At 70.0% G+C, this 24,510-nt stretch carries 20 protein-coding genes; 7 read left to right on the forward strand and 13 right to left on the reverse strand.

Annotated features, from left to right (window positions below; all coding sequences use genetic code 11):
- Window positions 1–584: 584 nt before the first annotated feature.
- From B9S58_RS17015 to thyX, 3 genes are all read right to left on the reverse strand, one after another.
- Window positions 585–2,270 (reverse strand): ribonuclease J, encoded by a 1,686-nt coding sequence (locus tag B9S58_RS17015; RefSeq protein ID WP_103532945.1) that lies wholly within the window; start codon window positions 2,268–2,270, stop codon window positions 585–587.
- A 146-nt stretch (window positions 2,271–2,416) separates the two neighbouring features.
- Window positions 2,417–3,316: a 4-hydroxy-tetrahydrodipicolinate synthase gene (dapA, locus tag B9S58_RS17020; RefSeq protein ID WP_103532946.1), complete on the reverse strand. Its 900-nt coding sequence runs from the start codon at window positions 3,314–3,316 to the stop codon at window positions 2,417–2,419.
- A gap of 152 nt (window positions 3,317–3,468) precedes the next feature.
- Window positions 3,469–4,206 carry an FAD-dependent thymidylate synthase gene (gene thyX / locus B9S58_RS17025; protein WP_103532947.1) on the reverse strand — a complete coding sequence of 246 codons (738 nt, stop codon included), beginning with the start codon at window positions 4,204–4,206 and terminating at the stop codon, window positions 3,469–3,471.
- Window positions 4,207–4,403: 197 nt separating this feature from the next.
- Here thyX and B9S58_RS17030 point away from each other — a divergent pair, with 197 nt between their 5' ends.
- Together B9S58_RS17030 and B9S58_RS17035 are read left to right on the forward strand one after the other, a co-directional pair.
- Window positions 4,404–4,643, forward strand: coding sequence for a hypothetical protein (locus tag B9S58_RS17030; RefSeq protein WP_103532948.1), 240 nt, complete (start codon window positions 4,404–4,406; stop codon window positions 4,641–4,643).
- 94 nt (window positions 4,644–4,737) lie between these two features.
- Window positions 4,738–5,289, forward strand: coding sequence for a hypothetical protein (locus B9S58_RS17035; RefSeq protein WP_103532949.1), 552 nt, complete (start codon window positions 4,738–4,740; stop codon window positions 5,287–5,289).
- Between the two features lie 76 nt (window positions 5,290–5,365).
- On the opposite strand, the gene B9S58_RS17040 is transcribed toward B9S58_RS17035, so the two are convergent.
- The 6 genes from B9S58_RS17040 to eccD all read right to left on the reverse strand — a co-directional run bounded on the left by B9S58_RS17040 (window position 5,366) and on the right by eccD (window position 12,514).
- Window positions 5,366–5,836, reverse strand: coding sequence for a hypothetical protein (locus tag B9S58_RS17040; RefSeq protein WP_103532950.1), 471 nt, complete (start codon window positions 5,834–5,836; stop codon window positions 5,366–5,368).
- Between the two features lie 11 nt (window positions 5,837–5,847).
- Complete coding sequence (gene dapB, locus B9S58_RS17045) at window positions 5,848–6,600, reverse strand: 4-hydroxy-tetrahydrodipicolinate reductase (protein ID WP_103532951.1); 753 nt, start codon at window positions 6,598–6,600, stop codon at window positions 5,848–5,850.
- Window positions 6,601–6,625: 25 nt separating this feature from the next.
- A complete protein-coding gene (locus B9S58_RS17050; protein ID WP_103532952.1) occupies window positions 6,626–8,005 on the reverse strand; it encodes a pitrilysin family protein in 1,380 nt (459 codons plus the stop codon).
- A complete protein-coding gene (locus tag B9S58_RS17055) occupies window positions 8,002–10,239 on the reverse strand; it encodes a polyribonucleotide nucleotidyltransferase (RefSeq protein ID WP_103532953.1) in 2,238 nt (745 codons plus the stop codon). The genes B9S58_RS17050 and B9S58_RS17055 overlap by 4 nt, the downstream gene beginning before the upstream one ends.
- A gap of 309 nt (window positions 10,240–10,548) precedes the next feature.
- A complete protein-coding gene (rpsO, locus tag B9S58_RS17060) occupies window positions 10,549–10,839 on the reverse strand; it encodes a 30S ribosomal protein S15 (protein ID WP_003965855.1) in 291 nt (96 codons plus the stop codon).
- A 202-nt stretch (window positions 10,840–11,041) separates the two neighbouring features.
- Entirely contained in the window at window positions 11,042–12,514 is a 1,473-nt protein-coding gene (eccD, locus tag B9S58_RS17065) for a type VII secretion integral membrane protein EccD (RefSeq protein WP_103532954.1), read from the reverse strand.
- 186 nt (window positions 12,515–12,700) lie between these two features.
- On the opposite strand from eccD, the gene eccCa reads away from it, so the two are divergent.
- Window positions 12,701–16,666 (forward strand): type VII secretion protein EccCa, encoded by a 3,966-nt coding sequence (gene eccCa / locus B9S58_RS17070; RefSeq protein ID WP_103532955.1) that lies wholly within the window; start codon window positions 12,701–12,703, stop codon window positions 16,664–16,666.
- Window positions 16,667–16,803: 137 nt separating this feature from the next.
- The gene (locus B9S58_RS17075) at window positions 16,804–17,037 is read left to right on the forward strand and encodes a DUF397 domain-containing protein (RefSeq protein WP_030085280.1); all 234 of its coding nucleotides are present in this window, start codon (window positions 16,804–16,806) and stop codon (window positions 17,035–17,037) included.
- 81 nt (window positions 17,038–17,118) lie between these two features.
- On the opposite strand, the gene B9S58_RS17080 is transcribed toward B9S58_RS17075, so the two are convergent.
- From B9S58_RS17080 to eccB, 4 genes are all read right to left on the reverse strand, one after another.
- Complete coding sequence (locus B9S58_RS17080) at window positions 17,119–17,427, reverse strand: WXG100 family type VII secretion target (RefSeq protein WP_103532956.1); 309 nt, start codon at window positions 17,425–17,427, stop codon at window positions 17,119–17,121.
- A gap of 45 nt (window positions 17,428–17,472) precedes the next feature.
- Window positions 17,473–17,811 (reverse strand): hypothetical protein, encoded by a 339-nt coding sequence (locus tag B9S58_RS17085; RefSeq protein ID WP_103532957.1) that lies wholly within the window; start codon window positions 17,809–17,811, stop codon window positions 17,473–17,475.
- Window positions 17,812–18,067: 256 nt separating this feature from the next.
- Window positions 18,068–19,297, reverse strand: coding sequence for a type VII secretion-associated serine protease mycosin (gene mycP, locus B9S58_RS17090; protein WP_103532958.1), 1,230 nt, complete (start codon window positions 19,295–19,297; stop codon window positions 18,068–18,070).
- Window positions 19,298–19,349: 52 nt separating this feature from the next.
- Entirely contained in the window at window positions 19,350–20,897 is a 1,548-nt protein-coding gene (eccB, locus tag B9S58_RS17095) for a type VII secretion protein EccB (RefSeq protein ID WP_103532959.1), read from the reverse strand.
- A 227-nt stretch (window positions 20,898–21,124) separates the two neighbouring features.
- On the opposite strand from eccB, the gene eccE reads away from it, so the two are divergent.
- From eccE to B9S58_RS17110, 3 genes are all read left to right on the forward strand, one after another.
- Window positions 21,125–22,486 (forward strand): type VII secretion protein EccE, encoded by a 1,362-nt coding sequence (eccE, locus tag B9S58_RS17100; RefSeq protein WP_374935686.1) that lies wholly within the window; start codon window positions 21,125–21,127, stop codon window positions 22,484–22,486.
- 67 nt (window positions 22,487–22,553) lie between these two features.
- Window positions 22,554–23,291 (forward strand): hypothetical protein, encoded by a 738-nt coding sequence (locus B9S58_RS17105; protein ID WP_103532961.1) that lies wholly within the window; start codon window positions 22,554–22,556, stop codon window positions 23,289–23,291.
- Window positions 23,292–23,630: 339 nt separating this feature from the next.
- Window positions 23,631–24,488 carry an SCO5717 family growth-regulating ATPase gene (locus B9S58_RS17110; RefSeq protein WP_308457907.1) on the forward strand — a complete coding sequence of 286 codons (858 nt, stop codon included), beginning with the start codon at window positions 23,631–23,633 and terminating at the stop codon, window positions 24,486–24,488.
- Window positions 24,489–24,510 lie beyond the last annotated feature (22 nt).

Below are 24,510 nucleotides of genomic sequence, written 5' to 3' on the forward strand. Positions count from 1 at the left end.
GGAATAAGACCCGTTGTCCTCAGCGTCCTCGCTGTGTAATTGCCTGCCCGGTCGCCGAAGCGACCCGTGCAGGACTTTCAAAGGAACCACCAACCTGCCGAAGCAGGCCGGGGTATCAACATATTTGGCGTTGACTTTTGGCACGCTGTTGAGTTCTCAAGGAACGGACGCTTCCTTCGGTCCCGTTTCACCGGGTCCCTCCGGGCGCTTCCCTTCGTTCTTGCGTTTCCGACTCTATCAGACTCTTTCGTGTCCGATTCCCGGTCGAAGCGAGTCAAGCAGTTTCGCTTTCCAGGTCCTCCGCTTTCGCGTTTCCCCTTTCCGGCGGTTCCAACTTTACCAGACTCTTTTACGTTCCGTTTCCGGTCCGAATTTGATTTCCGGTGGCCTGTGGAGTGGCCTTGCCTTTCGGCTGACCCGACTTTATCAGAAACTCTGAGTCGGAATACCCGCCCTGTCCGGGGATCTCCAGACGCACTAGTGTGCGCGGTGCTTCCCGTTCAGGCGGAGACGTAAACGTACTGGAGCGGGGCTCCCCGATGCAAATCGGGGAGCCCCGCTCCAGGCCAGGCGGTCGGGAGGGGTCAGACCTCGACGACGACCGGAAGGATCATCGGGCGCCGGCGGTAGGTGTCGGACACCCACTTGCCGACGACGCGGCGGACCATCTGCTGGAGCTGGTGGGGCTCCAGCACGCCGTCCTGGGCCGACTTGTCCAGGGCTTCCTGGATCTTCGGTGCGACCGCGACGAAGGCGCTGTCGTCGATGCCGGAGCCCCGGGCCTGGATGTGGGGGCCGCCCACGATCTTGCCGGAGGAGCTGTCGACCACGATGAAGACCGAGATGATGCCCTCGTCGCCGAGGATGCGGCGGTCCTTGAGGGAGGTCTCGGTGACGTCGCCGACGGAAAGGCCGTCGACATAGACGTAACCGGCCTGGACCTTGCCGACGATCTTGGCCTTGCCGTCGATGAGGTCGACGACCACGCCGTCCTCGGCGATGACGATGTGGTCCTTCGGTACGCCGGTGAGGGCGCCCAGTTCGGCGTTGGCCCGCAGGTGGCGCCATTCGCCGTGGACCGGCATCAGGTTCTTCGGCTTGCAGATGTTGTAGAAGTACAGCAGCTCGCCGGCCGAGGCGTGGCCCGAGACGTGGACCTTGGCGTTGCCCTTGTGGACGACGTTGGCGCCCCAGCGGGTCAGGCCGTTGATCACGCGGTAGACCGCGTTCTCGTTGCCCGGGATCAGGGACGAAGCGAGGATCACCGTGTCGCCCGGAACGATCCGGATCTGGTGGTCGCGGTTGGCCATCCGGGACAGAGCGGCCATCGGCTCGCCCTGCGAACCCGTGCACACCAGCACGACCTCGTCGTCCGGCAGGTCGTCGAGGGTCTTGACGTCGACGACCAGTCCGGCGGGGACCTTCAGGTAGCCCAGGTCGCGGGCGATGCCCATGTTGCGGACCATCGAGCGGCCGACGAAGGCGACCCTGCGGCCGTACTCGTGGGCGGCGTCCAGGATCTGCTGGATGCGGTGCACATGGCTGGCGAAGCTCGCCACGATGATGCGCTTCTGGGCGTTCGCGAAGACCGTGCGCAGGACGTTGGAGATGTCCCGCTCCGGCGGTACGAAGCCGGGAACCTCGGCGTTCGTGGAGTCGGAGAGGAGGAGGTCGATGCCCTCCTCGCTCAGCCGGGCGAACGCGTGCAGGTCGGTGAGACGGCCGTCCAGCGGAAGCTGGTCCATCTTGAAGTCACCGGTGGCCACGGCCAGGCCCGCAGGGGTGCGGATGGCGACGGCGAGGGCGTCCGGGATCGAGTGGTTGACCGCGATGAACTCGCAGTCGAAGACACCGAGGCGCTCGCGCTGTCCCTCGGTGACCTCAAGGGTGTACGGACGGATCCGGTGCTCCTGGAGCTTCGCCTCGATGAGCGCGAGGGTCAGCTTCGAGCCGATGAGGGGGATGTCCGGCTTCAGACGCAGCAGGTACGGGACAGCACCGATGTGGTCCTCGTGGCCGTGCGTGAGGACGATGCCCTCGATGTCGTCCAGGCGGTCCCGGATGGTGGTGAAGTCCGGCAGGATCAGGTCGATGCCCGGCTGCTCCTCCTCCGGGAAGAGGACGCCGCAGTCGACGATGAGCAGGCGGCCGCCGTACTCGAAGACCGTCATGTTGCGGCCGATCTCCCCCAGGCCGCCGAGCGGGGTGACCCGCAGGGCGCCCTTCGGGAGCTTCGGCGGGGTACCGAGTTCAGGATGCGGATGACTCAAAAGACTCTCCTTACCACGCACGCCACGTACCGCTGAGGCACGTGGCGCGCATGTCATTCGTGCACTTGCTGTTGTCTTGGGGTGTCGCTCGATGCGAGTCGCCTCGCGTGTTCAGTTGTGAAGTCCGTGATCAAAGAAGTCTCTGATTAGAGCTGTACCCCGCCGGCGGCGAGATCGATCTTGAGCTGGGACGTCTCCTGGGCGCTGAGCTCCACCAGCGGCAGGCGCAGCGGTCCGGCCGGCAGGCCCTGGAGCGTCAGGGCGGCCTTCGTGGTGATGACGCCCTGGGTGCGGAACATGCCGGTGAAGACCGGGAGCAGCTTCTGGTGGATCTCGGTGGCCTTCTGGACGTCGCCGCTCAGGTGCGCCTCGATCAGGGCCCGCAGGTCGGGGGTGACCATGTGGCCGACCACGGAGACGAAGCCGACCGCGCCGACCGAGAGGAGCGGCAGGTTCAGCATGTCGTCGCCGGAGTACCAGGCGAGGCCCGATTCGGCGATGGCCCAGCTGGCGCGGCCCAGGTCGCCCTTGGCGTCCTTGTTCGCGACGATCCGCGGGTGATCGGCCAGCCGGACGAGGGTCTCCGTGTCGATCGGCACCCCGCTGCGGCCGGGGATGTCGTAGAGCATCACGGGCAGGCCGGTGGAGTCGGCGATGGCCGTGAAGTGCCGGAGCAGGCCCTCCTGCGGCGGCTTGTTGTAGTACGGCGTGACGGCGAGCAGGCCGTGGGCGCCGGTGCGCTCGGCCGTCCGGGCGAGCTCGACGCTGTGGCGGGTGTCGTTGGTGCCGATACCCGCCACGACGTGCGCCCGGTCGCCGACCGCTTCGAGCACAGCCCGTACGAGCTGGTCCTTCTCCGTGTCACTGGTGGTCGGGGACTCACCGGTGGTGCCGTTGACGATCAGGCCGTCATTGCCTGCGTCCACCAGGTGGGCGGCGAGCCGCTGGGCGCCGTCGAGGTCGAGAGCACCGTCCGCCGTGAAGGGCGTGACCATAGCGGTGAGGACCCGCCCGAAGGGGGTCTGCGGAGTGGAGATCGGAGCCATGGGTAACACGCTACTCGCTGCTCAGCGCGCGGGGTCCCCTCGGGGGGACGGGGAAGTGGAGCCCGGCACTGCCTGCTCGGGGGTTCAAGCAGTGCCGGGTCCGTTTGATCAGCCTAGATGAACTTCCCGAAACGCCGCAATACGGACACCGCCTACGGGGCGACCCGTCCATTTTTGTTGAAGGCCGCATGAGTGAGCGGCATGAGCTGCTCCCAGTGGGTTTCCATCTGCTCGCCGACCATCTCGATCTCGCGCTGCGGGAAGGACGGGACCTTCGCCAGCTCGTGCTGGGTGCGCAGGCCGAGGAAGTGCATCAGGGAGCGGGCGTTGCAGGTGGCGTACATCGTGGAGAACAGGCCGACCGGCAGGACCGCGCGGGCGACCTCGCGGGCCACGCCTGCCGCCAGCATCTCCTGGTACGCCGCGTAGGAGGCCCGGTAGGACTCCTCCATGGCGCGGGTGGTGAGGTCGTACTGCTCCTCGGTGCCCTCGACGAACTCGTACTTGCCGGGGCGGCCCTGCTGGATCAGCTTGCGGGAGGTCCCGGGGACGTAGAAGACCGGATCCAGCTCCCTGTAACGGCCCGATTCCTCGTTGTACGACCAGCCGACGCGGTGCCGCATGAACTCGCGGAAGACGAAGATCGGGGCGCTGATGAAGAACGTCATCGAGTTGTGCTCGAACGGGCTGCCGTGCCGGTCCCGCATGAGGTAGTTGATGAGCCCCTTGGAGCGCTCGGGGTCCTTGCTGACCTCTTCGAGCGACTGCTCGCCGACGGTGGAGACCCGGGCGGCGAACAGCACGTCCGCGTCGCGCGCGTCACTCTTCACCAGCTCGACGGTGACGTCGCTGCGGAAGTGGGGTTTTGCGGGTTCGGGAGTGTCGGTCACCGACAGGGGTCCTTCCAATGGCGTCGCTCTGGCGGCGACCACTTTACGGGCCGGGCGGACGGCGCTCGTACGCGGCGGCCCCGGGCAGCCGTTCGTGGAGTCCTTCAAACGTTACGGCGATTCGGGGCACCGATCGGGCCGTTCGTACGTCTGACTCATTAGCAGCACCCGTCACTGAGATCAAGGAGAGTTTCCTCATGTTCCGCCGGCGTGAAGCCGTCCCGTTCTCGTTCGTCGCCGAGTCCGACCGATTCCGCAGTAATGTCACTCCCCCTCCCTCCGCCCGCGTCACCGTTCCCGAACTGCTGGGGCGGACCCTCGTCGGGCTGACCGTGGTCGCCGGTCTCGTGGGCTCCCTGCTGCTGGGGCTCCCGGCTCTCGACTCCGAGCAGTCCCCCGCGCACGGCAAGCAGTCCGAGGCGTCGCAGGGCCGCTGACTCGTACGGCCCCCCTGGGGTGGTCGGGCCGGTGGCACTCTCGGTAGCCTCACCGGGCACAGCAATCGAGCGTGCTTGTGAGTGAGGATGAGTCGTGCCCCTGCCCTTTCTGACGGCCGACCGCGCATTCGATGCGAGCGCGGAGGACGTTGCGCTGCCGTTCGACGACCACGACGCCTGGCGGCGGCCCTACCGTCCCGGCCCGTGGCGGGTCGCGGCGGCGGCCACCCTGTTGTTGCTGGCCTCGTTCGTTCTGCTCGCGGCCATGATCATCGGTGTGACAGGAGCGCCTTCGGGCTCCACCGTCTGTCTGGCCCTGGCCGGTGCGGTGATCGCCGCCGCCTTGCGGCTGCTACGGGTCGGCGCGTGGGTCAGCCGCCACGGTGTACGGCGCGTCGCCTTCTTCCGGACCACCACGGTGGCCTGGAGCGACACGTCGGCGGTGCGTACGGTCCAGCAGCCCGTGAGGTGGATGGGGCTGCCCCGTACGGTCCAGGGCCAGGCGCTCGTCGTGGTCCGGCGGAGCGGTGAGACGCTGCGGCCGCTGGCCACCGACCGCAACGCGGACTTCCTCGGGCGTGAGGAGGCGTTCGAGCGGGCCACGGATGCCGTTGAGGCCTGGGCGGATGAGTATCGGCAGGTGTGAGCCGTCGCCTGTACGCAGATGAGCCCGGGACCCACAAGGGTCCCGGGCTCATCTGCGTACAGGAGGAAAGACGTCCTCAATCGCCGGACGGGCTGGGAAGTGGGGACGGGCTGGATCTGTGCAGGGCCATCGCCCGTTGCATCGCCTTGCGGGCTCTCGGCGTGTCTCTCGCGTCCTGGTAGGCGACTGCCAGCCGGAACCAGGTGCGCCAGTCGTCCGGGGCGTCCTCGGTCTCCTCGCGGCGCTTGGCGAAGACCGCGTCCGCGGAGTCCCGGTCTATCCGACCGGACGGGGTGCGGGTCAGTTCGTCGACCGGCAGGCCGCCCTCGGCGTCCAGCTCGGCGGCCAGGGCGTTGGCGCGGCGGACGAACTGGGTGTTCTTCCAGAGGAACCAGACACCGATCACCGGCAGGATCAGCACGGCGACACCGAACGTGACCGTGACCAGCGTGCCGTGCCGGATGAGCATCAGGCCGCGGCTGCCGACCAGGACGAAGTAGAAGACCAGGACGGCGGCCGTGACGAAATAGGTGATCTTTGCGCGCATGGTGGGCTCAGTCAGTTCAGGTCGAGGAAGTTTTCCAGGCCGAACGTGAGGCCCGGAGTGGTCACCACGCGGCGGACGCCGAGCAGGATGCCCGGCATGAAGCTGCTGTGGTGGAGGGAGTCGTGGCGGATGGTGAGGGTCTCGCCCTCGCCGCCGAGGAGCACTTCCTGGTGGGCCAGCAGGCCGCGGAGCCTGATCGCGTGGACCGGGACGCCGTCGACGTCCGCGCCGCGCGCGCCGTCCAGGGCGGTGGTGGTGGCGTCCGGCTGGGGTGCGCTGCCCGCCTCGGCGCGGGCCGCCGCGATGAGCTGAGCGGTGCGGGTGGCGGTGCCGGAGGGGGCGTCGGCCTTGTTCGGGTGGTGCAGTTCGACGACCTCGACGGACTCGAACCAGCGGGCGGCCTGCTCCGCGAACTTCATGGTCAGGACGGCGCCGATGGAGAAGTTCGGGGCGATCAGGACGCCCGTTCCCGGGGAGCCCGCCAGCCAGGTGGTCAGCTGCGCGAGCCGTTCGTCGGTCCAGCCCGTGGTGCCGACGACGGCGTGGATGCCGTGCCGGACGCAGAAGTCGAGGTTGCCCATCACCGATGCGGGGGTGGTGAGCTCGACGACGGCCTGGGCACCCGCGTCGGCGAGGGCCTCCAGCTTGTCGCCCCGGCCCAGGGCCGCCACCAGCTCCAGGTCGTCGGCGGCCTCGATCGCGGTGACGGCCTCGGAGCCGATGCGGCCCTTCGCACCGAGAACGGCTACGCGCAGCTTGCTCATCTTGGTTCCTTAAGGGATTAAGGGATTAGGAGACCGCTTCGTCGAGGCGGTCCGCCTGCTTGTCCTTGAGCGGGCCGATGACCGAGAGCGAGGGGCGCCGGGTGAGGAGTTCGCCCGCCACCTCCCGTACGTCGTCGGGGGTGACCTCCGCGATGCGCGCGAGCATGTCGTCGACCGACATCTGCTCGCCCCAGCACAGCTCGCTCTTGCCGATGCGGTTCATGAGGGCGCCGGTGTCCTCCAGTCCGAGGACGGTGGACCCGGAGAGCTGCCCGATGGCGCGGGCGACCTCGTCGTCGTCCAGACCGTGCGTGGCCACCCGGTCCAGTTCGTCGCGGCAGATCTTCAGGACGTCGTGGACCTGGCTGGGCCGGCAGCCCGCGTACACCCCGAAGAGGCCGCAGTCGGCGAAGCCCGAGGTGTACGAGTACACGCTGTAGGCCAGGCCCCGCTTCTCCCGCACCTCCTGGAAGAGGCGGGAGCTCATGCCGCCGCCGAGGGCGGTGCTGAGGACGCCCAGGGCCCAGCGGCGCTCGTCGGTGCGGGCGAGGCCGGGCATGCCGAGGACCACGTGGGCCTGCTCGGTCTTGCGGTTGAGCAGCTCGACCTGGCCGGCGGTGCGCAGCGTGCGGGAGCCCTCGCGGGGCGCCGTCGGGACGGCGTCGTGACGGGAGAGGGCTCCGGCGCGTTCGAAGGCGCGGCGCACCTGGCGTACGACCGTGGCGTGGTCGACGTTGCCGGCGGCGGCGACGACGAGGTGCGTGGGGTCGTAGTGCTTCTTGTAGAAGCGCGCGATCTGGCCGCGGTTCAGCGCGTTGATCGTGTCGACGGTGCCGAGCACCGGGCGGCCGAGGGGGGTGTCGCCGAGCATGGTGTGCGCGAACAGGTCGTGCACGCAGTCGCCCGGGTCGTCCTCGGTCATCGCGATCTCTTCGAGGATGACGCCGCGCTCGGCGTCGACGTCCTCGGGCGCGATCAGCGAGCCGGTCAGCATGTCGCAGACGACGTCGATGGCCAGCGGCAGGTCGGTGTCCAGGACCCGCGCGTAGTAGCAGGTGTACTCCTTCGCCGTGAAGGCGTTCATCTCGCCGCCGACCGCGTCGATCGCGGAGGAGATGTCGAGGGCGGTGCGCTTGGCGGTGCCCTTGAAGAGGAGGTGTTCGAGGTAGTGGGTCGCGCCGTTCAGGGTGGGCGTCTCGTCGCGGGAACCGACGTTGGCCCAGATGCCGAAGGTGGCGGACCGGACGGAGGGCAGGGTCTCGGTGACGATCCGCAGACCGCCGGGGAGGACGGTCCGGCGGACGGTGCCGATGCCGTCCTTGCCCTTCAGAAGTGTTTGGGTACGGGCGACGGCCCGCGCCTCCGAGGAGGTGCGGGCCGTCGCCGCGGAACTACGGGACGTCACTTGTCGGCGTCGTCCTTCTTCTCGGAACCCTCGGCGGAGCCGCCATCGGACTCAGCACCCTCGACGACCGGGATCAGGGAGAGCTTGCCGCGGGAGTCGATCTCGGCGATCTCGACCTGGACCTTGGCGCCGACGGCGAGCACGTCCTCGACGTTCTCCACGCGCTTGCCACCGGCGAGCTTGCGGATCTGCGAGATGTGCAGCAGACCGTCCTTGCCCGGCATGAGCGAGACGAACGCACCGAAGGTGGTGGTCTTGACGACCGTACCCAGGTAGCGCTCGCCGACCTCCGGCATGGTCGGGTTGGCGATCGCGTTGATCGTGGCGCGGGCGGCCTCGGCCTGCGAACCCTGCTGGGCACCGATGTAGATGGTGCCGTCGTCCTCGATCGTGATGTCGGCGCCGGTGTCCTCCTGGATCTGGTTGATCATCTTGCCCTTCGGGCCGATGACCTCACCGATCTTGTCCACCGGGATCTTGACGGTGATGATCCGCGGGGCGTTCGGGGACATCTCGTCCGGGACGTCGATGGCCTCGTTCATGACGTCCAGGATGTGCAGACGCGCGTCACGGGCCTGCTTCAGCGCGGCGGCCAGGACCGAGGCGGGGATGCCGTCGAGCTTGGTGTCGAGCTGGAGCGCGGTCACGAACTGCTTCGTGCCGGCGACCTTGAAGTCCATGTCGCCGAAGGCGTCCTCCGCACCGAGGATGTCGGTGAGGGCGACGTAGTGGGTCTTGCCGTCGATCTCCTGCGAGATCAGGCCCATGGCGATACCGGCGACGGCGGCCTTGAGGGGCACACCGGCGTTCAGCAGCGACATGGTGGAGGCGCAGACCGAGCCCATGGACGTCGAGCCGTTGGAGCCCAGCGCCTCGGAGACCTGGCGGATCGCGTAGGGGAACTCCTCGCGCGACGGCAGCACCGGCACGATGGCGCGCTCGGCGAGCGCTCCGTGGCCGATCTCGCGGCGCTTGGGCGAGCCCACGCGGCCGGTCTCACCGACGGAGTACGGCGGGAAGTTGTAGTTGTGCATGTAGCGCTTGCGGGTCACCGGGGAGAGGGTGTCCAGCTGCTGCTCCATCCGGAGCATGTTGAGGGTGGTGACGCCCAGGATCTGGGTCTCGCCACGCTCGAACAGCGCCGAGCCGTGCACGCGCGGGATGGCCTCGACCTCGGCGGCGAGCGTACGGATGTCCGTGACGCCGCGGCCGTCGATGCGGACCTTGTCCTTGATGACGCGCTCGCGGACCAGCTTCTTGGTCAGCGAGCGGTACGCGGCGGAGATCTCCTTCTCGCGGCCCTCGAAGGCCGGAAGGAGCTTCTCGGCGGCGATCTCCTTGACGCGGTCCAGCTCGGCCTCGCGGTCCTGCTTGCCGGCGATGGTGAGCGCCTGCGTCAGCTCGGAGGTGACGGCCTTGGAGAGCGCCTCGAAGACGTCGTCCTGGTAGTCCAGGAAGACCGGGAACTCGCCGACCGGCTTGGCGGCCTTGGAGGCCAGGTCCGACTGGGCCTTGCAGAGCGCCTTGATGAAGGGCTTCGCGGCGTCCAGACCGGCGGCGACGATCTCCTCGGTGGGAGCCTCGGCGCCGTCCTTGACGAGCTGGATGGTCTTCTCGGTGGCCTCGGCCTCGACCATCATGATCGCGACGTCGCCGTCCTCCAGGACGCGACCGGCGACGACCATGTCGAAGACGGCGTCCTCGAGCTCGGTGTGCGTCGGGAACGCGACCCACTGGCCCTTGATCAGGGCGACGCGGGTGGCGCCGATCGGGCCGGAGAAGGGCAGGCCCGCCAGGATGGTGGAGCAGGAGGCGGCGTTGATCGCGACCACGTCGTACAGGTGGTCCGGGTTGAGCGCCATGATCGTCTCGACGATCTGGATCTCGTTGCGCAGGCCCTTCTTGAAGGAGGGGCGCAGCGGCCGGTCGATCAGGCGGCAGGTGAGGATCGCGTCCTCGGAGGGCCGGCCCTCACGGCGGAAGAAGGAGCCGGGGATCTTGCCGGCCGCGTACTGCCGCTCCTCGACGTCCACCGTGAGGGGGAAGAAGTCGAGGTTGTCCTTGGGCCGCTTGGAAGCGGTGGTGGCCGACAGCACCATGGTGTCGTCGTCCAGATACGCGACGGCGGAGCCTGCGGCCTGCTTGGCCAGGCGGCCCGTCTCGAAGCGGATGGTGCGGGTGCCGAAGGTTCCGTTGTCGATAACGGCCTCGGCGTAGTGGGTCTCGTTCTCCACTAGTGATTTCTCCATACTCGTCGTCTTTCGTCCTCACGCCCGTGTGGCGGGGGACGGTGCGGGAGAGGCGCACCGTGGATGCGGGCCGGTCTTCGATCGAAGCTCCCGGGCATGTTCCCGGGGGCCACTACCGAGGACCGGCGGCGGCGTCGTCGCGCCTCTCCCTCGTCCTGCGTGTCGTGCGTGTGTGTCGCGCTGGTCGTACGGGTGTCGCTGCGCCCAGGTTACCGAGCTTGACACCGGTCGTGCACGTACGGCAAAGGGAGCGGTCCCCTCAAACGCGGGAACCGCTCCCTTTCCACAGCGTCCTTACTTGGCGCCGCCGGCCGCGCCACGGCGGATGCCGAGGCGGTCGACGAGCGCACGGAAGCGCTGGATGTCCTTCTTGGCCAGGTACTGCAGGAGGCGGCGACGCTGGCCGACCAGGATCAGCAGACCACGACGGGAGTGGTGGTCGTGCTTGTGCGTCTTGAGGTGCTCCGTCAGGTCCGAGATCCGGCGGGAGAGCATGGCGACCTGGACCTCGGGGGATCCGGTGTCACCCTCCTTCTGGGCGAACTCGGACATGATCTGCTTCTTCGTAGCGGCGTCGAGCGGCACGCGTACTCCTCTTGATGTTCGAAGCGCCCACGAGTGCCCCTGGTCTTGATCTCAGGGGAGCTTCCGTGACTCGGAGGCGAAGGTCCGATGAGCGCAGCCCCCAGGATGATCCGAGGACGCGTACACAAACGGCCACTGGACAGAGTACCAGCCATTCGGGTCACACCCCGCCGGTGATCGGCCGGTGATCGGCCGGTGATGATCAGCTGGTGAGGGCGCGGGCCCGGACGAAGACGTCGAGGACCGCCAGGCAGAGCGGGACCAACGAGAGCAGCACCGCGCTCTCGGTCAGGTCGAGGAGGCGGCCCCAGAACGGCGAGAGCCCCTTGCGCGGGATGACCAGGCCGATCGCGGTGAGCAGGGCGGCTCCGGCGGCGACGGCGGCGGAGAGCCAGATCGTACGGATGTCCAGGGCGCCGCGGTCGCCGTAGCGGGCCAGCTCGTACAGGAGGTCGGCCGGCGGGTTCAGGGAGAGGCCGAGGACGAGGAGCCCGATGGCCCCGATGCCGGCCACCAGGACGCAGGCGACCTGGGAGGTGTAGCGGAAGAGGCGGGCACGCAGCAGCATGGCGAGGCCCGCGGTCAGGGCGAGGACCTGGCCCCAGATGTTGTCGGAGAAGCCGAGGACGGCGGCCGAGCCGACGACCACGGCCGCGCAGCCGCCGACGAGACCGAGGAGCATCTCGTGGCCTCGGCGGGCCTGGGCGGCGATGCGGTCGGCGTCGACGGGCTCCGGGTCGCCTTCGGGATTGTCCGGGTCGGTGTCGTCGTAGCCGGCCGGAGCGGTGCGCGGCGCGGCGTAGCCGATGGGCAGGCGCGCGAAGCGTGCGGAGAGGCCGGGCAGGAAGGCGACCAGGCCGAGAGCGACCGGAGCGCAGACGGCGGCGGTCTCGGTGGCGGATGCCTCGGTGAGGATCGCGACGAAGGTGGCCAGCGTGCCGACGGTGGCCAGGAAGGTGGTCGCGACGAAGGGCGCGTCGCCGCTGGGGGTCAGGGCGACGAGGACCACCGAGGCGATCAGTACGGCGACGCAGCCGAGCAGGAACTGCAGGCGGCCGGGCCCGTGGCCGGCGTCCGGGCCGATGATGCCGGAACCGGCGATGAGGACGAGCGGGAGGGCGCCGAGGCCGAGGGCGACGGCGGTGGAGCGGTCGCCGTAGACCCGGGCGCGTACTCCGGCGAAGGCGGTGAGGAGCAGTCCGGCGGAGCCCGCGATGATGCCGGGCAGGCTGTGCATGTCGTGGCGCACCGGGTCGGCGAACCAGATCACGAAGGCCATCAGGACGAGCAGGAGGACGCCGCCGACCAGGCCGGCGCCGCGCAGGAGTTCGTCGCTCCACAGGTGGCGGTCGCGGGTGACGGCGGAGGCGACGGCGTCGGAGACGTCGTCGAAGACCGCGGGCGGCAGTGACTGTGCGAACGGACGCAGGCTGAGGATGTCGCCGTCGAGGACCTGCTGTGCGCCGAGCGTGCGCGCACCGTCGAGGACCGTGCCGTCGCGGCGGACGAGGTGGTAGCCGGCCGGTGTTCCGGCGGCCTGGGTCTGGCCCGTGAGACGCAGGATCTCGGGGTAGACGTCGGCGACGGCGATGTCCTCGGGCAGGGCGACGTCGATCCGGCTGTCGGGTGCCACGACGGTGACGCGGCAGAAGCCTGTCGCTGCGGTCGTACTCACGTGTCTGGTCCCCCTGATTCGCGGTTGCGCACGGTGCGCGCGCCACCCTACCGGGAGGGGGCCGAACGGCCTGCAAGTAGGATCGCCGTCGCGCGGACGGAAGTTGTGCGCGCACGCAGCCACGGGGGCGTCGGTGCGGATCAAGACCGGCCTTCCGCCCGTCCGTATCGAGGGATTGATGTTCCGGTGAGCCAGATCGTCGTGAAACGACCTCCGCGGTCCCTGCCGCCGGAAGTACCGGCGGACGAGTTGACGTTGGAGGCACCTCCGGAGCTGCCGCGCGGGCAGCAGGAGGGCATGCTGATGCAGATCCTGCCGGTGCTCGGCATGGGCTCGTCGGTGGTCTTCTTCTTCTCGCCGCAGGCCCCTCCGTTCATGCGGATCATGGGCGTCCTGATGCTCGTCTCGACGGTCGGCATGGTGGTCGCCCAGCTTGTCCGGTATCGCCGCGGTACGCAGGGGCAAATGGCAGATGTCCGCCGTGACTACCTCAAGTACCTGGCGCAGACGCGGCGCACGGTCCGGCGGACGGCGCGCAAGCAGCGTGATGTGCAGCTGTATCTGCACCCGACCCCGGAGCAGTTGTGGTCGGTGGTGGCGGAGGGCTCGCGGCTGTGGGAGCGGCGCGTGGGCGACAAGGACTTCGCGCAGGTGCGGATCGGTCTCGGAGCGCAGCAGTTGTCGACGCCGCTGATCGCTCCGGACACCGCGCCGGTGGACGAGCTGGAGCCGATGTGCGCCGGTGCGATGCAGAAGTTCCTGGCGGTGAACGGTTCGCTGGACGGGCTGCCGATGGCGGTCTCGATGCGGGCCTTCTACCACGTGACGGTCTCCGGTCATCCGGAGGCGGCGCAGTCCACGGCGCGTTCGATGGTGGCGCAGCTGGTGACGCTGCACTCCCCGGAGGACCTGATGGTCGCGGTGGTGGCGGCCCCGGGGGCGGTGGAGCGCTGGGACTGGACGAAGTGGCTGCCGCACGCGCAGGTGCCGGGACAGATCGACGGAGCCGGTACGAAGCGGCTGTTCGGCGATGACCTCGGCGAGCTGGAACAGCTGCTGGCGAACCGGCTGGAGGGCCGGCCGCGGTTCGGTCGCGAGAGCCGGCCGGTGCTGGACCAGCCGCACGTCGTGGTGGTCCTGGACGGCGGGATGGTGCCGCCGGACTCGTTGTTCGCGGCGGCCGAGGGGCTGCAGGGCGTGACCATCGTCGAGGTGGTGTCCGGCGATCTGGACGAGCAGCGCGGCGGTCTGTCGGTGGTGGTGCGGCCGGGGCTGCTGCGACTGGAGTCGGGTGCGGGTCTGGCGTACGAGGGAGTGCCGGACACGATGTCGCTGCCGGCCGCCGAGGCGTTGGCCAGGCAGTTGGCGCCGCTGCGGACGGGCGGGGGCGACGACGACGAACCGCTGCTGGCGAACCTGGACTTCACGGATCTGCTGAATCTGGGTGACGCCGGTTCGGTCGATGTGGCGCGTACCTGGCGGCCCCGGTCGGTGTCGGAGCGGCTGCGGGTGCCGATCGGGATCGGCGAGGGTGGTGCGCCGGTGATGCTGGACCTCAAGGAGGCCGCGCAGGAGGGCATGGGGCCGCACGGGCTGTGTGTCGGCGCGACGGGTTCCGGCAAGTCGGAGCTGCTGCGGACGCTGGTGCTGGGTCTCGCGGTGACGCACTCGTCGGAGACGCTGAACTTCGTGCTCGCGGACTTCAAGGGTGGCGCGACGTTCGCCGGGATGTCGCAGATGCCGCACGTGGCGGCGGTCATCACGAACCTGGCGGACGACCTGACGCTGGTGGACCGGATGGGCGACGCGATCCGCGGCGAGCTCCAGCGGCGGCAGGAGCTGCTGCGGTCGGCGGGCAACTACGCCAACATCCACGACTACGAGAAGGCTCGGGCCGCGGGCGCGGCGCTGGAGCCGCTGGCCTCGCTGGTGCTGGTGATCGACGAGTTCTCCGAACTCCTCACCGCCAAACCGGACTTCATCGACATGTTCATCCAGATCGGCCGGATCGGCCGTTCGCTGGGGGTGCATCTGCTGCTGGCCTCGCAGCGTCTGGAGGAGGGCAAGCTGCGCGGTCTGGACACCTATCTGTCGTACCGGATCGGTCTACGGACCTTCTCGGCGTCGGAGTCGCGTACGGCGCTGGGTGTGCCGGACGCGTACCACCTGCCGTCGGTGCCGGGTTCCGGCTATCTCAAGTTCGGTACGGACGAGATGACCCGCTTCAAGGCGGCGTACGTGTCGGGGACGTACCGCACGAGCGGTGCGGATCTGTCGATGGGGCAGCTGTCGGTCGACCGGCGGCCCGCGGTGTTCTCGGCCGCGCCGGTCCCGGTGGTGTACCGGGCGCCGGATCCCGAGCTGCTGGCCGCGGAGGCGGCGCGGGCGCAGGCGGAGGACGACGCGCTGGCGGACACGGTGCTCGATGTGATCGTGCGGCGGCTGGACGGCCAGGGAGTGCCGGCGCATCAGGTGTGGCTGCCGCCGCTGGACCGGGCGCCGACCCTGGACCAGCTGCTGCCGGGGCTCGCGCCGACGGCGGACCGCGGGTTCACCTCGACCGAGTACACACGTCCGGGCGGGCTGATCGTGCCGCTGGGTCTGATCGACAAGCCGTTCGAGCAACGGCGTGAGCTGCTGTACCGGGACTTCTCCGGTGCGGCCGGTCATCTGCTGATCGTGGGTGGTCCGCAGTCCGGCAAGTCGACGCTGGCGCGTGCGCTGATCTCGTCGTTCGCGCTCACGCACACCCCGGACGAGGTGCAGTTCTACGGGCTGGACTTCGGTGGTGGCGGCATGGTCTCGCTGGAAGGGCTGCCGCATGTCGGCGGGATGGCCTCGCGACTGGATCCCGAGCGGGTGCGCCGTACGGTCGCCGAGGTGGCGGGGATCCTGAACCGGCGCGAGGAGTTCTTCCGCGCCAACTCCATCGACTCCATGAACACCTATCGGCGCAGGCGTGCCCGTGGTGAGCTGCCCGGCGAGGCGTGGGGCGACGTGTTCCTGGTCATCGACGGCTGGAGCGCGTTCCGGACCGAGTACGAGATGCTGGAGGAGGTCGTCACCGATCTCGCCTCGCGCGGCCTCGGGTACGGCATCCACCTGGTCGCCACGGTGGCCCGGTACATGGAGATGCGCGCGGCGCTGAAGGACCAGATGCTGGGCCGGCTCGAACTGCGTCTCGGTGACACCATGGACTCCGAGTTCGACCGCAAGGTCGCGGCGAACGTCCCCGCGGGGGTGCCTGGCCGCGGTCAGGTGCCGGAGAAGCTGCACTTCATGGGTGCGCTGCCGCGTATCGACTCGGTCAGCGACGCGGCGGACCTGTCGGAGGGCACGGAGGCGTTCGTCTCCACGGTGCGGGCCAACTGGTCGGGCCCGTCGGCGCCCGCCGTACGGTTGCTGCCGCGCAGGCTGGACGCGGACCAGTTGCCGAAGGGGTTCGAGTTCCCGGAGCGGGGCATCGCGATCGGCATCGACGAGACGGCGCTGGAGCCGGTGTTCGTCGACTTCGAGACGGACCCGTTCTTCCTGATCTTCGGCGACAGCGAGTCGGGGAAGACGAACCTGCTGCGGCTGATCGCCAAGCAGATCGCGGAGCGCTACTCCCCCGACGAGGCGAAGCTGGTCGTCGGCGACTACCGCCGGGCGTTGCTGGGTGCGCTGCCGGAGCAGCATCTGCTGGAGTACGCGCCGATGGCGAGCTCGATGCAGATGCACATGGAGGCGTTGGCCGGGGTGTTCTCCCGGCGGCAGCCGCCCACGGACGTGACGCCGCAGCAGCTGCGGGACCGCAGTTGGTGGACCGGTCCGCAGATCTTCATCATCGTGGACGACTACGACCTGGTGGCGACGAACGCGGGCAACCCGCTGGCGGCGCTCGCGGAGTATCTGCCGTTCGCGCGGGACACCGGGGTGCGGTTCATCATCGCGCGCAGCTCCGCGGGTGCGTCGCGAGCGATGTACGAAGGGTTCATGCAGCGCATCAAGGAGCTGGGGGCGCAGGGTGTGGTGCTGTCCGGCGACCCGGGCGAGGGCGATCTCATCGGCTCGGTGCGCGGTCACGCGATGCCGCCGGGCCGCGGCTACTTCGCCTCGCGGCGGCGCGGGGCGCCGATGGTGCAGATCGGGCGGCTTCCGGAACAGCGCTGAGCCAACACCGAGACCTCGGGCCGTGCACCGAAGCGATGTACTGGTGCCCGAGGACGGACGCCCGGGAGGCGAGTGGCAGGGATATTCTGGCAGCGGGGCGACGAGCACGTTCCCGCAGCGCGAGAGAGAGGCAACTGATGGGCACCCAGCAGGAGAAGGACGAGCTGTACGCACTCGACATCTCGGGGGTGGAGTGGCTGAGCGCCCCCGGTACGGAAGAGGCGGAGGAGCGCGTGGAGATCGCTCATCTGCCGGGTGGAGCCGTGGCGATGCGGTCCTCGCTGGATCCGGACACCGTGCTGCGCTACACGGAGGCCGAGTGGACCGCCTTCGTGCTGGGGGCGCGGGACGGGGAGTTCGACCTGAAGTAGTCCGCGGGAGACGCGAGAGGGGCACGCTCCGGTGGAGCGTGCCCCTCTCGGCCGTCCGCACGCGGTGGTGCGAAGGGTGGTTCAGTACGCCTCGGTGAACAGGCGCGAGGACTTGACGTCCGTGGAGCGGTAGCTGTCCTTGCCGCTCTCGATGATCTGGGCAACGAGCTTCAGGCGCGTGTGCATGTCGTCGGCACGCTTCTTGTACTTGCCCTGCAGGATGACGTACTCGGCGTGGGCCTCACCGTCCCAGGTGCCGGTGACGACCTTGAGGGCGGCGTCCATCTCGTCCAGGTCCTTGGCGATGTTGGCCGAGACCTGGCGGATGCGGTTCGCCATCTCCTGGACGCTGTCGTACCTGACCTTGGTGTTGCTCGGGTCCCCGGCCATCAGTGATCTCCCGTGTGTGCGGTGGTGTGGGTGTGGTGGGACGGCTCAGAGGCCGTTGAGCGCGGAGCTGTTCTTGGCCTTGTTGAACGCCGCGTAGACCTCTTCGTCATTGGCGTTGCTCAGGTTCTTGGTCTGGCCCACGGCGTCCAGGAGCACCTTGAGGAGGCGCCGGATGACGTCGTGGTCCTCGTTGACCTTGATCTGCGCGGACGCGAATCCCGCGGCGCCGACACCTGTCCAGCCCGCGCTGACGGTGGCGAGGATGTCGGCGAGTTCCCGGGACTGCCGGGACACGGCGGTTGCCGTCTCGATGATCCGGTTCTGTGCCTGGATGACCGGATCGTCGGCCAGTCCGAAGTTGGCCGAGGGGTTGGGCGTGCTCATCCGAGGTCCTCTCTCTCGTTTCCGGACCTGCCCGCGCAACGCGGACAGGCTCTCTGTCCCCCGTGTGATCCGGATCAGGAGTGGGGTTCAGGCAGGTCCCTGAGGTGCGTGGCGGTGTTCCCACGCCCTGGACATCGGACTCGGCCACTTCTCGTTCCCCCGTCACACACGTGAAGTCTGCTACCACCCTAGCCACTTCGTCTTCGCACCCCAACTGCGGTTTATCGGGAGAGAGCTACCTCACCCGTCGTCCCTCTCAACGCGAGGCACGCCGTCGCCGGACATCGCGGACGACGGTCGCGGTACCCGCCACGACGGAGACGAGGACGGCCGCGAGGGCGAGCGTGTAGGTGGCGTAGCGCTCGCTGCGCTCCTGCGACGTCTCGGACATGGCCAGGTGGGCGGGCTCGGGGGCGGGCGGCTTCGGCAAGGGCGGGTCGGGCCTCGGTGCGGGCTGCGGGATGTCGTCCTTCTCGCCCGCGAGGGCGCGGACCGGGTCGACGACGCCCCATCCGACGAACGGGTCATGGCCGGTGATGGAGCGTTCGGCGGTCTGCTCGATCCGCGCGATGATCTCGGCCGGCTCCCAGGAGGGGTACTTGGCGACGAGGAGGGCGGCGACCCCGGCGACGTACGGGGCGGAGAAGCTGGTGCCGTTGTCGCTGCACTGTCCGAAGCCCGGGACGGTGGAGACGATGTCGACGCCCGGGGCGGCGACCCCCACGAACTCACCGGCCTGCGAGAAGGCGGCCCGCTCGTTGTTGCGGTCGGAGGAGGCGACGGCGAGAACCCCGTCGAAGGCCGCCGGGTAGGTGTTCTTCTGCTTGCCGTCCAGGCCGTCGTTGCCCGCGGACGCGACGACCACGATGTCCGCCTCGATCGCCCGTGCCACGGCCCTGCCGAGCGCGGAGTCGGGGGCCAGCGGTTTGGTGGTGTCCTGGGAGATGTTGATGACGTCGGCCTTCTCGGCGATCGCGTGGTCGATCGCGGTGGCCATGGTGGTGTCCTTGCCGCTGTTCTTCTCGTCGTTCTGCCGGATCGGGATGATGGTGGCCTCGGGGGCCAGGCCCACGAATCCGGTGCCCTTGGCGGGCCGCGCGGCGATGATGCCGGCGACCTTCGTGCCGTGGCCGATCGCGTCGCCGGTGCCGTCCGCCTTGCCGCCCTTGAGGAGGTTGCGTCCGGCACTCGTGTCGACGGCGGGCTTGAGCTGCGGATTGGCGTTGTCGACACCGGTGTCGATGACGGCGACCCGGACGCCCTTGCCCTTGGTGTCCTGCCACAGTTCGTCGAGCAGTACGCGCTGGAGCGACCAGGGGCGTCCCTCGAACTGCTTCTTCATGGGAAAGGTGCACTCGCCGCTGCCGTTGATCCCGAGGTCCCCGGAACCGGGCCCTTCGGCGGCGTAGGCGGCGTGCGGCACGGCCAGGACCGCCAGTGCGGCGGCCGCTACCACGGGCAGCCGTGCGGTATTCCGGTCCAACATCTTTTCCTCTCCCCCGAGTTGTACGGTCCCACGCGTCCGGCTCGTCGGCCGGTCAGGAGCCCTGCGGCTGGCGGGCGCTGTTGGTGTCGAGCCGCGGCCCCTTGGACAGCCAGTCCGACCACTCGATCGGGACGAGCGACGGTGTCACCTTCTCGTAGCCGAGGCGGATCTGGGCCTGGCTGGGCTCGGGCCGGCCGTCCTGGGTCTTCTGGCCTCCGGTGCCGATGTCGGAGCGCTCGGCGTCGCTGTCGCCGTTGGCCTGCACGGCGTACCGCAGTCCGGTGTCGGTGATCAGGAACAGCGAGCCGTCCGGGCGGGTCTGCCCGGTCCGCATCTGCGTGTAGAGGAGTCCGCTGCCCGGGGTGACGTAGGTGCTGGTGCCGCCGGCGTTGATGTCGGCCGGATAGGCGGTGCCGGCCCAGGTGGTCAGCGTGGTGCGGCCGCGCTCGTCGACCTTGGTGAGCACATTGCAGACGGTGTCCCGACTGCCGCTGCCACCGGTCGAGTTGACCTGGGTGGCCTTCCGCTCGGGCCAGCGCTCGCCCTGCCCGGCGAACGGCTGCCCGTCGGGGACGAAGTCCTGGAGGCCCACGGCGCGGGCCTCGCTGTTCAGGTTGAGCTCGGCGGTCTGCGGCGAGTTGATGAGCAGCCAGGCGGTGAACTCGGAGATGGGCTGGGCCTTGCGCTCCAGGACCACGTAGTGCTGGGTGCCTTCTCCGGTACGGGTCTTCAGCACCATGCCGATCTTGTTCTCCTCGGCGGAGAGCTGCCCCTGGACGCCCGCGGGCGCGCCTACCTCGCCGGGGATCCGCGGGAAGGCGACGGGGCTGCCCTCGTGGAGGGTCGCGAGCCAGTCGTCGGTGACGGGCTGCGGCGTGCGGCTGCCGACCAGCGCGTTGGTGAGCGTGCCGTTGTCGGCGGCGGTCTCGTTCACCGGATACCTGGTGCCGGTCGCGTCGACGAGATAGCGGGCCTTGCCCTTCTGCCCCTGGACGTACAGCACCTGACCGCCGCTGAGCTGCTTCTTGCCCTCGGTCAGCTTGTTGTCGCGGCCCGCGAGGACGAAGGCGGCCTTCTGCACGGTGTTGCCCTTGCCGCCCGGCTGGACGCAGACGGCCCAGCGCTTGGCGGTGCCCGCGTCGGTGGACTCCGGCAGCCGGTCCGGCGCGTACGGGATACCGAGGATCGGGCCGCGCGGCGGCTTGCCCGCGTCCAGGATCTTGTCGGCGACCTGGATGACACCGAACTCCTGCGGGGTGAGCAGAAGCCGGGCCGAGGCGAGGTTGAGCACGGGGTGGAGGAGGTTCTTGCGGTTCTTGCCCTTGCCGGTGGGGAGCACCACGTAACGGGTGGTGGACTTCTTGCCCACGATCACCTTGGATCCGGGCTTGTCCCAGTGCTTGGGGGCGGTCGGCTTGAACATGCCCCAGGCGCCGAATCCCGCCAGGACCAGCACACCGACGATGAGGCTCGGCATGACGGCCCGCAGCGGCCGGGGAGCGCCCTCCTCGGTACCGGTGGCCGACGGTTGGAGGAATGCGGCGACCGTGCGCTTCTTCGCAAAGGTGTACGCGTTGAGCTCATCCCGCCGTGATGCCATGAGTCTGTCTGTCTCCCGTGTCTCCCCGCGCGGCCCGGGAAGCGGGCGATGCCCTCGCTCCCGTGCCGGACCCCGGATGCCGGACCCTGCTACCGGACCGGCCCCTACTATGCCTGCTGACGCCGGGCCCCGGTGGGCCGGGTAGGGTGATCCAGCCCCCAAGCCCCCGGCGGGGCAGGGGCGATCGGGTTGACTTGGGGCCTTACGAACGGGGGAATGCCGGAATGATGGCATCCGCAACGCGGACACGTCAGGCCGGGCGCGGGGCCTCCTCGGGAGTCCGGGGAGCAGGGGAGCCACCGGCGCGACGCCGCGGTTCCCGCTCCGCCGCCCGGGGCCCGTCGGGCGCTCCGGCCCGGACCGGCGGAGCGGCCGCCCCACGGCTGAACGGACGTGCCGGACAGTTCGGTTCGTTCCGATTGCAACAGCTCGTACTCATCGAAATCGCCGCCGGACTGCTGCTCACCGCCTGGGTGATCGATCCGCTGCTGCTCGCCCCGGCCGGGGTGGTCTCGGCGGTGCTGGTACTGCTGGCCGTGGTCCGCAGGCACCGCCGGTCGCTGCCGGAGTGGCTGAGCACGGTCATCGCGCTGCGGGCCCGCATCCGCCGGGCGGCCTCGTTGACGCTGCCTCCGGACACCGAGCCGGGGCTCGCGCCGGCCGTCGAGTGCGATCCGGCGCTGCGTACGCGTTCCTTCAGCGACGGCGACCGGCGGCCGGTCGGGATCATCGGCGACGGCACGTTCGTCACGACGGTCGTGCAGGTCGAGTCGGACGGCACCGCTCTGCGGCCCGACCGCTCGGCCCATCCGCTGCCGCTGACGCTGATCCGGGACGTGCTGGAGGTCGACGGCATCCGGCTGGAGTCCGCGCAGGTCGTCCAGCACACCCAGCCCGCTCCCGCACCGCACCTCCCGCCGCAGTCCGTCGCGGCGCGCAACTACGTGCCGTTGCAGGCCCAGACCGGTTCCCCGGCGCTGCGGATCACCTGGATCGCCCTGAAGGTCGACCCGGAGCTGTGCCCGGAGGCGGTGGCAGCACGCGGCGGCGGCATCGTCGGCGCTCAGAAGTGCGCGGTACGGGTGGCGGACCAGCTGGCGAGCAGGCTCACCGGCGCGGGATTCCGGGCGACGGTGCTCACCGAGCAGGAGCTGACGTCCGCCATCGCCACGTCGGCCTGCGTCAGCCCGATGGCGATGACGCACGCCAGCCGCGCCGAGACGCCCGGCCGGCGGACCCGGGAGACGGCGCGCACCTGGCGCTGCGACGACCGGCGGCACACCACCTACTGGGTGGCGCGCTGGCCGCAGTTGGGCGGCGGCGGTGCGTCGATGCCGCAGCTCGTGGCGCTGCTCACCTCACTTCCGGCGCTGGCCACCACCTTCAGTCTGACGCTCGCGCAGGGCGCCCGCTCCGAGGTCTCGGTCAGCGGCCACGTCCGGATCACCGGCCGCAGCGACGAGGAACTCATCTCCGCGCGCCATGAGTTGGAGCGCACCGCACGCGGTGTGAAGACGGCCCTGGTGCGACTGGACCGCGAACAGCTGCCCGGCGTCCTCGCCACGCTGCCGCTGGGCGGAACACGCTGATGCCGGCGGCGAAGATGGCGGAGCAGCACGCAGTCATGGTCACCGGGACGTACGGGAGCAGGTACTGATGTCCACTCCGACGAGGCCCACCCAGGCGGGCAGCCGCGCCCCGCGCGGTTTCGGGCTGATCGGTCCCCGCCGCGGCCGCCACACGGTCTCCCTCGACGAGCTGGCCTCGCTGGGACTGCCGGTCGGCGACGACGGCACGGTGATCGGGGTCGATGCCGAGGGCCGCCCCGCGGTCCTCGGCATCAACCGGCCCACCCCGTACGAGGTGACCTTGATCGGCGGCATCTGGACCGCGCAGGTCCTGGCGTTGCGCGCCGCCGCGACCGGGGCCCGGATCGCGGTGGAGACGGGCCGGTCCCAGGCCTGGACCCCGCTCGCGCAGGCGGCGGGCGGCGGGCAGCCGTGCGTCTCGCTGCACGACGTCGGCCGGGTGCCGCCGCAGGGTGCTTCCGCCGGTTCGCCGGTGGTCGTCGTCCGCGACTGCGGGATGCGGCCGCCGCGCGGCCGGGTGGTGTCGGGGCCGTGGCAGTCCGTGGTGACGCTGCTGCCCTATCTCAGCCCGGTGGCTCCGCGGCTGATGAGGAAGTCGGCGCTGGTCGGCGTCCAGCGGGTCTCTCCGGACGAGGCGGCGCAGATCGGCCGCATCATGAATCTCGCGCCCGCCGAGGCCCAGGCGCTGTCCACCTTGGCCGACGGCGTCACCCTGTGGTGCACGGACCGGGACCGCCAGTTCGTGATGACCCAGGCCACGGACGCCGAATCAGGGCTGTTGGGCACCGCGCGCCGGATGGACTGAGCGGGCGGGCGCCTCCGCCGGCCCGGAGGCGTTCCTCCTCGTCCCGGTCGACCTGTGCGGGTCCTGTGGGGAACTTTGCGCACGCGTGCCGCTCTTGGCCCGTTCTCGTACCGCTCCCTGTTCGCTCCTGGCCGGCCGGTGACGTAACGGACAGGTTGAGCGATGTCGAACGCCCTGCCTGAGTTCCCCGGCCGGCGATTAGGGTGGGTGGGGCGCGGCACAGGAACCTGCGAGCAGGTGATGCGCGTCGCAAGGGGGAGAGCCGGGCGGACCGGACATCGGGAACGGCCGCCCCCACCCACCACGGCACAAGGGTGCTCGACCACACCAGGAGGCAAAGTGAACGGCGATCGGGACGAGATCCGCGGCGGATGGGACCTGCCCGTCGACGAGTCGTCCGACGCGGATCCCGCCGAGATGACGGGTGAGTTCACCATCGACTACACCCCTCCCGCCTGGTACACGCAGAACGCGGCGGGGGACTCGTCGGGCGGAGCGGGCTCGCACCTCGCGCCCCCTCCGCCGCCGGTCGGGACGCCCGTGTCCGCGCCGGACCTGTCGGCTGCGCCCGGTGGCTTCGATCCCAACTGGGCGCCCGCACCGCCGGCACCGGCCGAGCCCGCCGCCCCCGCGGTTCCGGAGGCCCCGCTCTCCCCCGCCGTACCGAAGACTCCGGCCGCTCCGGCCGCCGGGACCGGGGACGCCGGTCCGTTCGGCGGCGGCGACGTGGAGAGCGGCGCGACGATGCGGTTCTCGCCCGCCGCGCTCAAGCGGGAGATCGTGGAGCGCGAGGCGGAAGCCGCGGCCGGTTCCGCCGCCGGGGCCGATTCCGGGACCACCTCCGGGGCCACCGCGGAAGGCGCGTCCGACGCCGGGGCGCAGGACGGCGGAAAGTCCGACGTCCCCGCCTCCGGTACGGACTCCGAGGACGCATCGCCGTCCGGTGCGTCGGGTACATCCGGCATGCCTTCCGAGCCGCCCGCCGCCCGTACGGACGCGGACGCTGCGGATTCCGATGGCGGCGGAACAACCGGCGCCGGGGCGAGCACCGACGGGGCCCCGGGCCCCGTCGACGTAGCCGCCGCCGACGCCGCTCCGGGCGCGGCCACGCAGAACGTCGTGCCGCAGAACGCGGGTCCTCAGGACGCCGGGCCCCAGGACGTGCCGCCGCCCGCCGCCCGGGGCCCGGACCTCTAGGAAGGCGCTGAGCTCGATGCAG

The sequence above is a fragment of the Streptomyces sp. SM11 genome, from assembly GCF_002910905.1.
GTDB lineage: Bacteria > Actinomycetota > Actinomycetes > Streptomycetales > Streptomycetaceae > Streptomyces.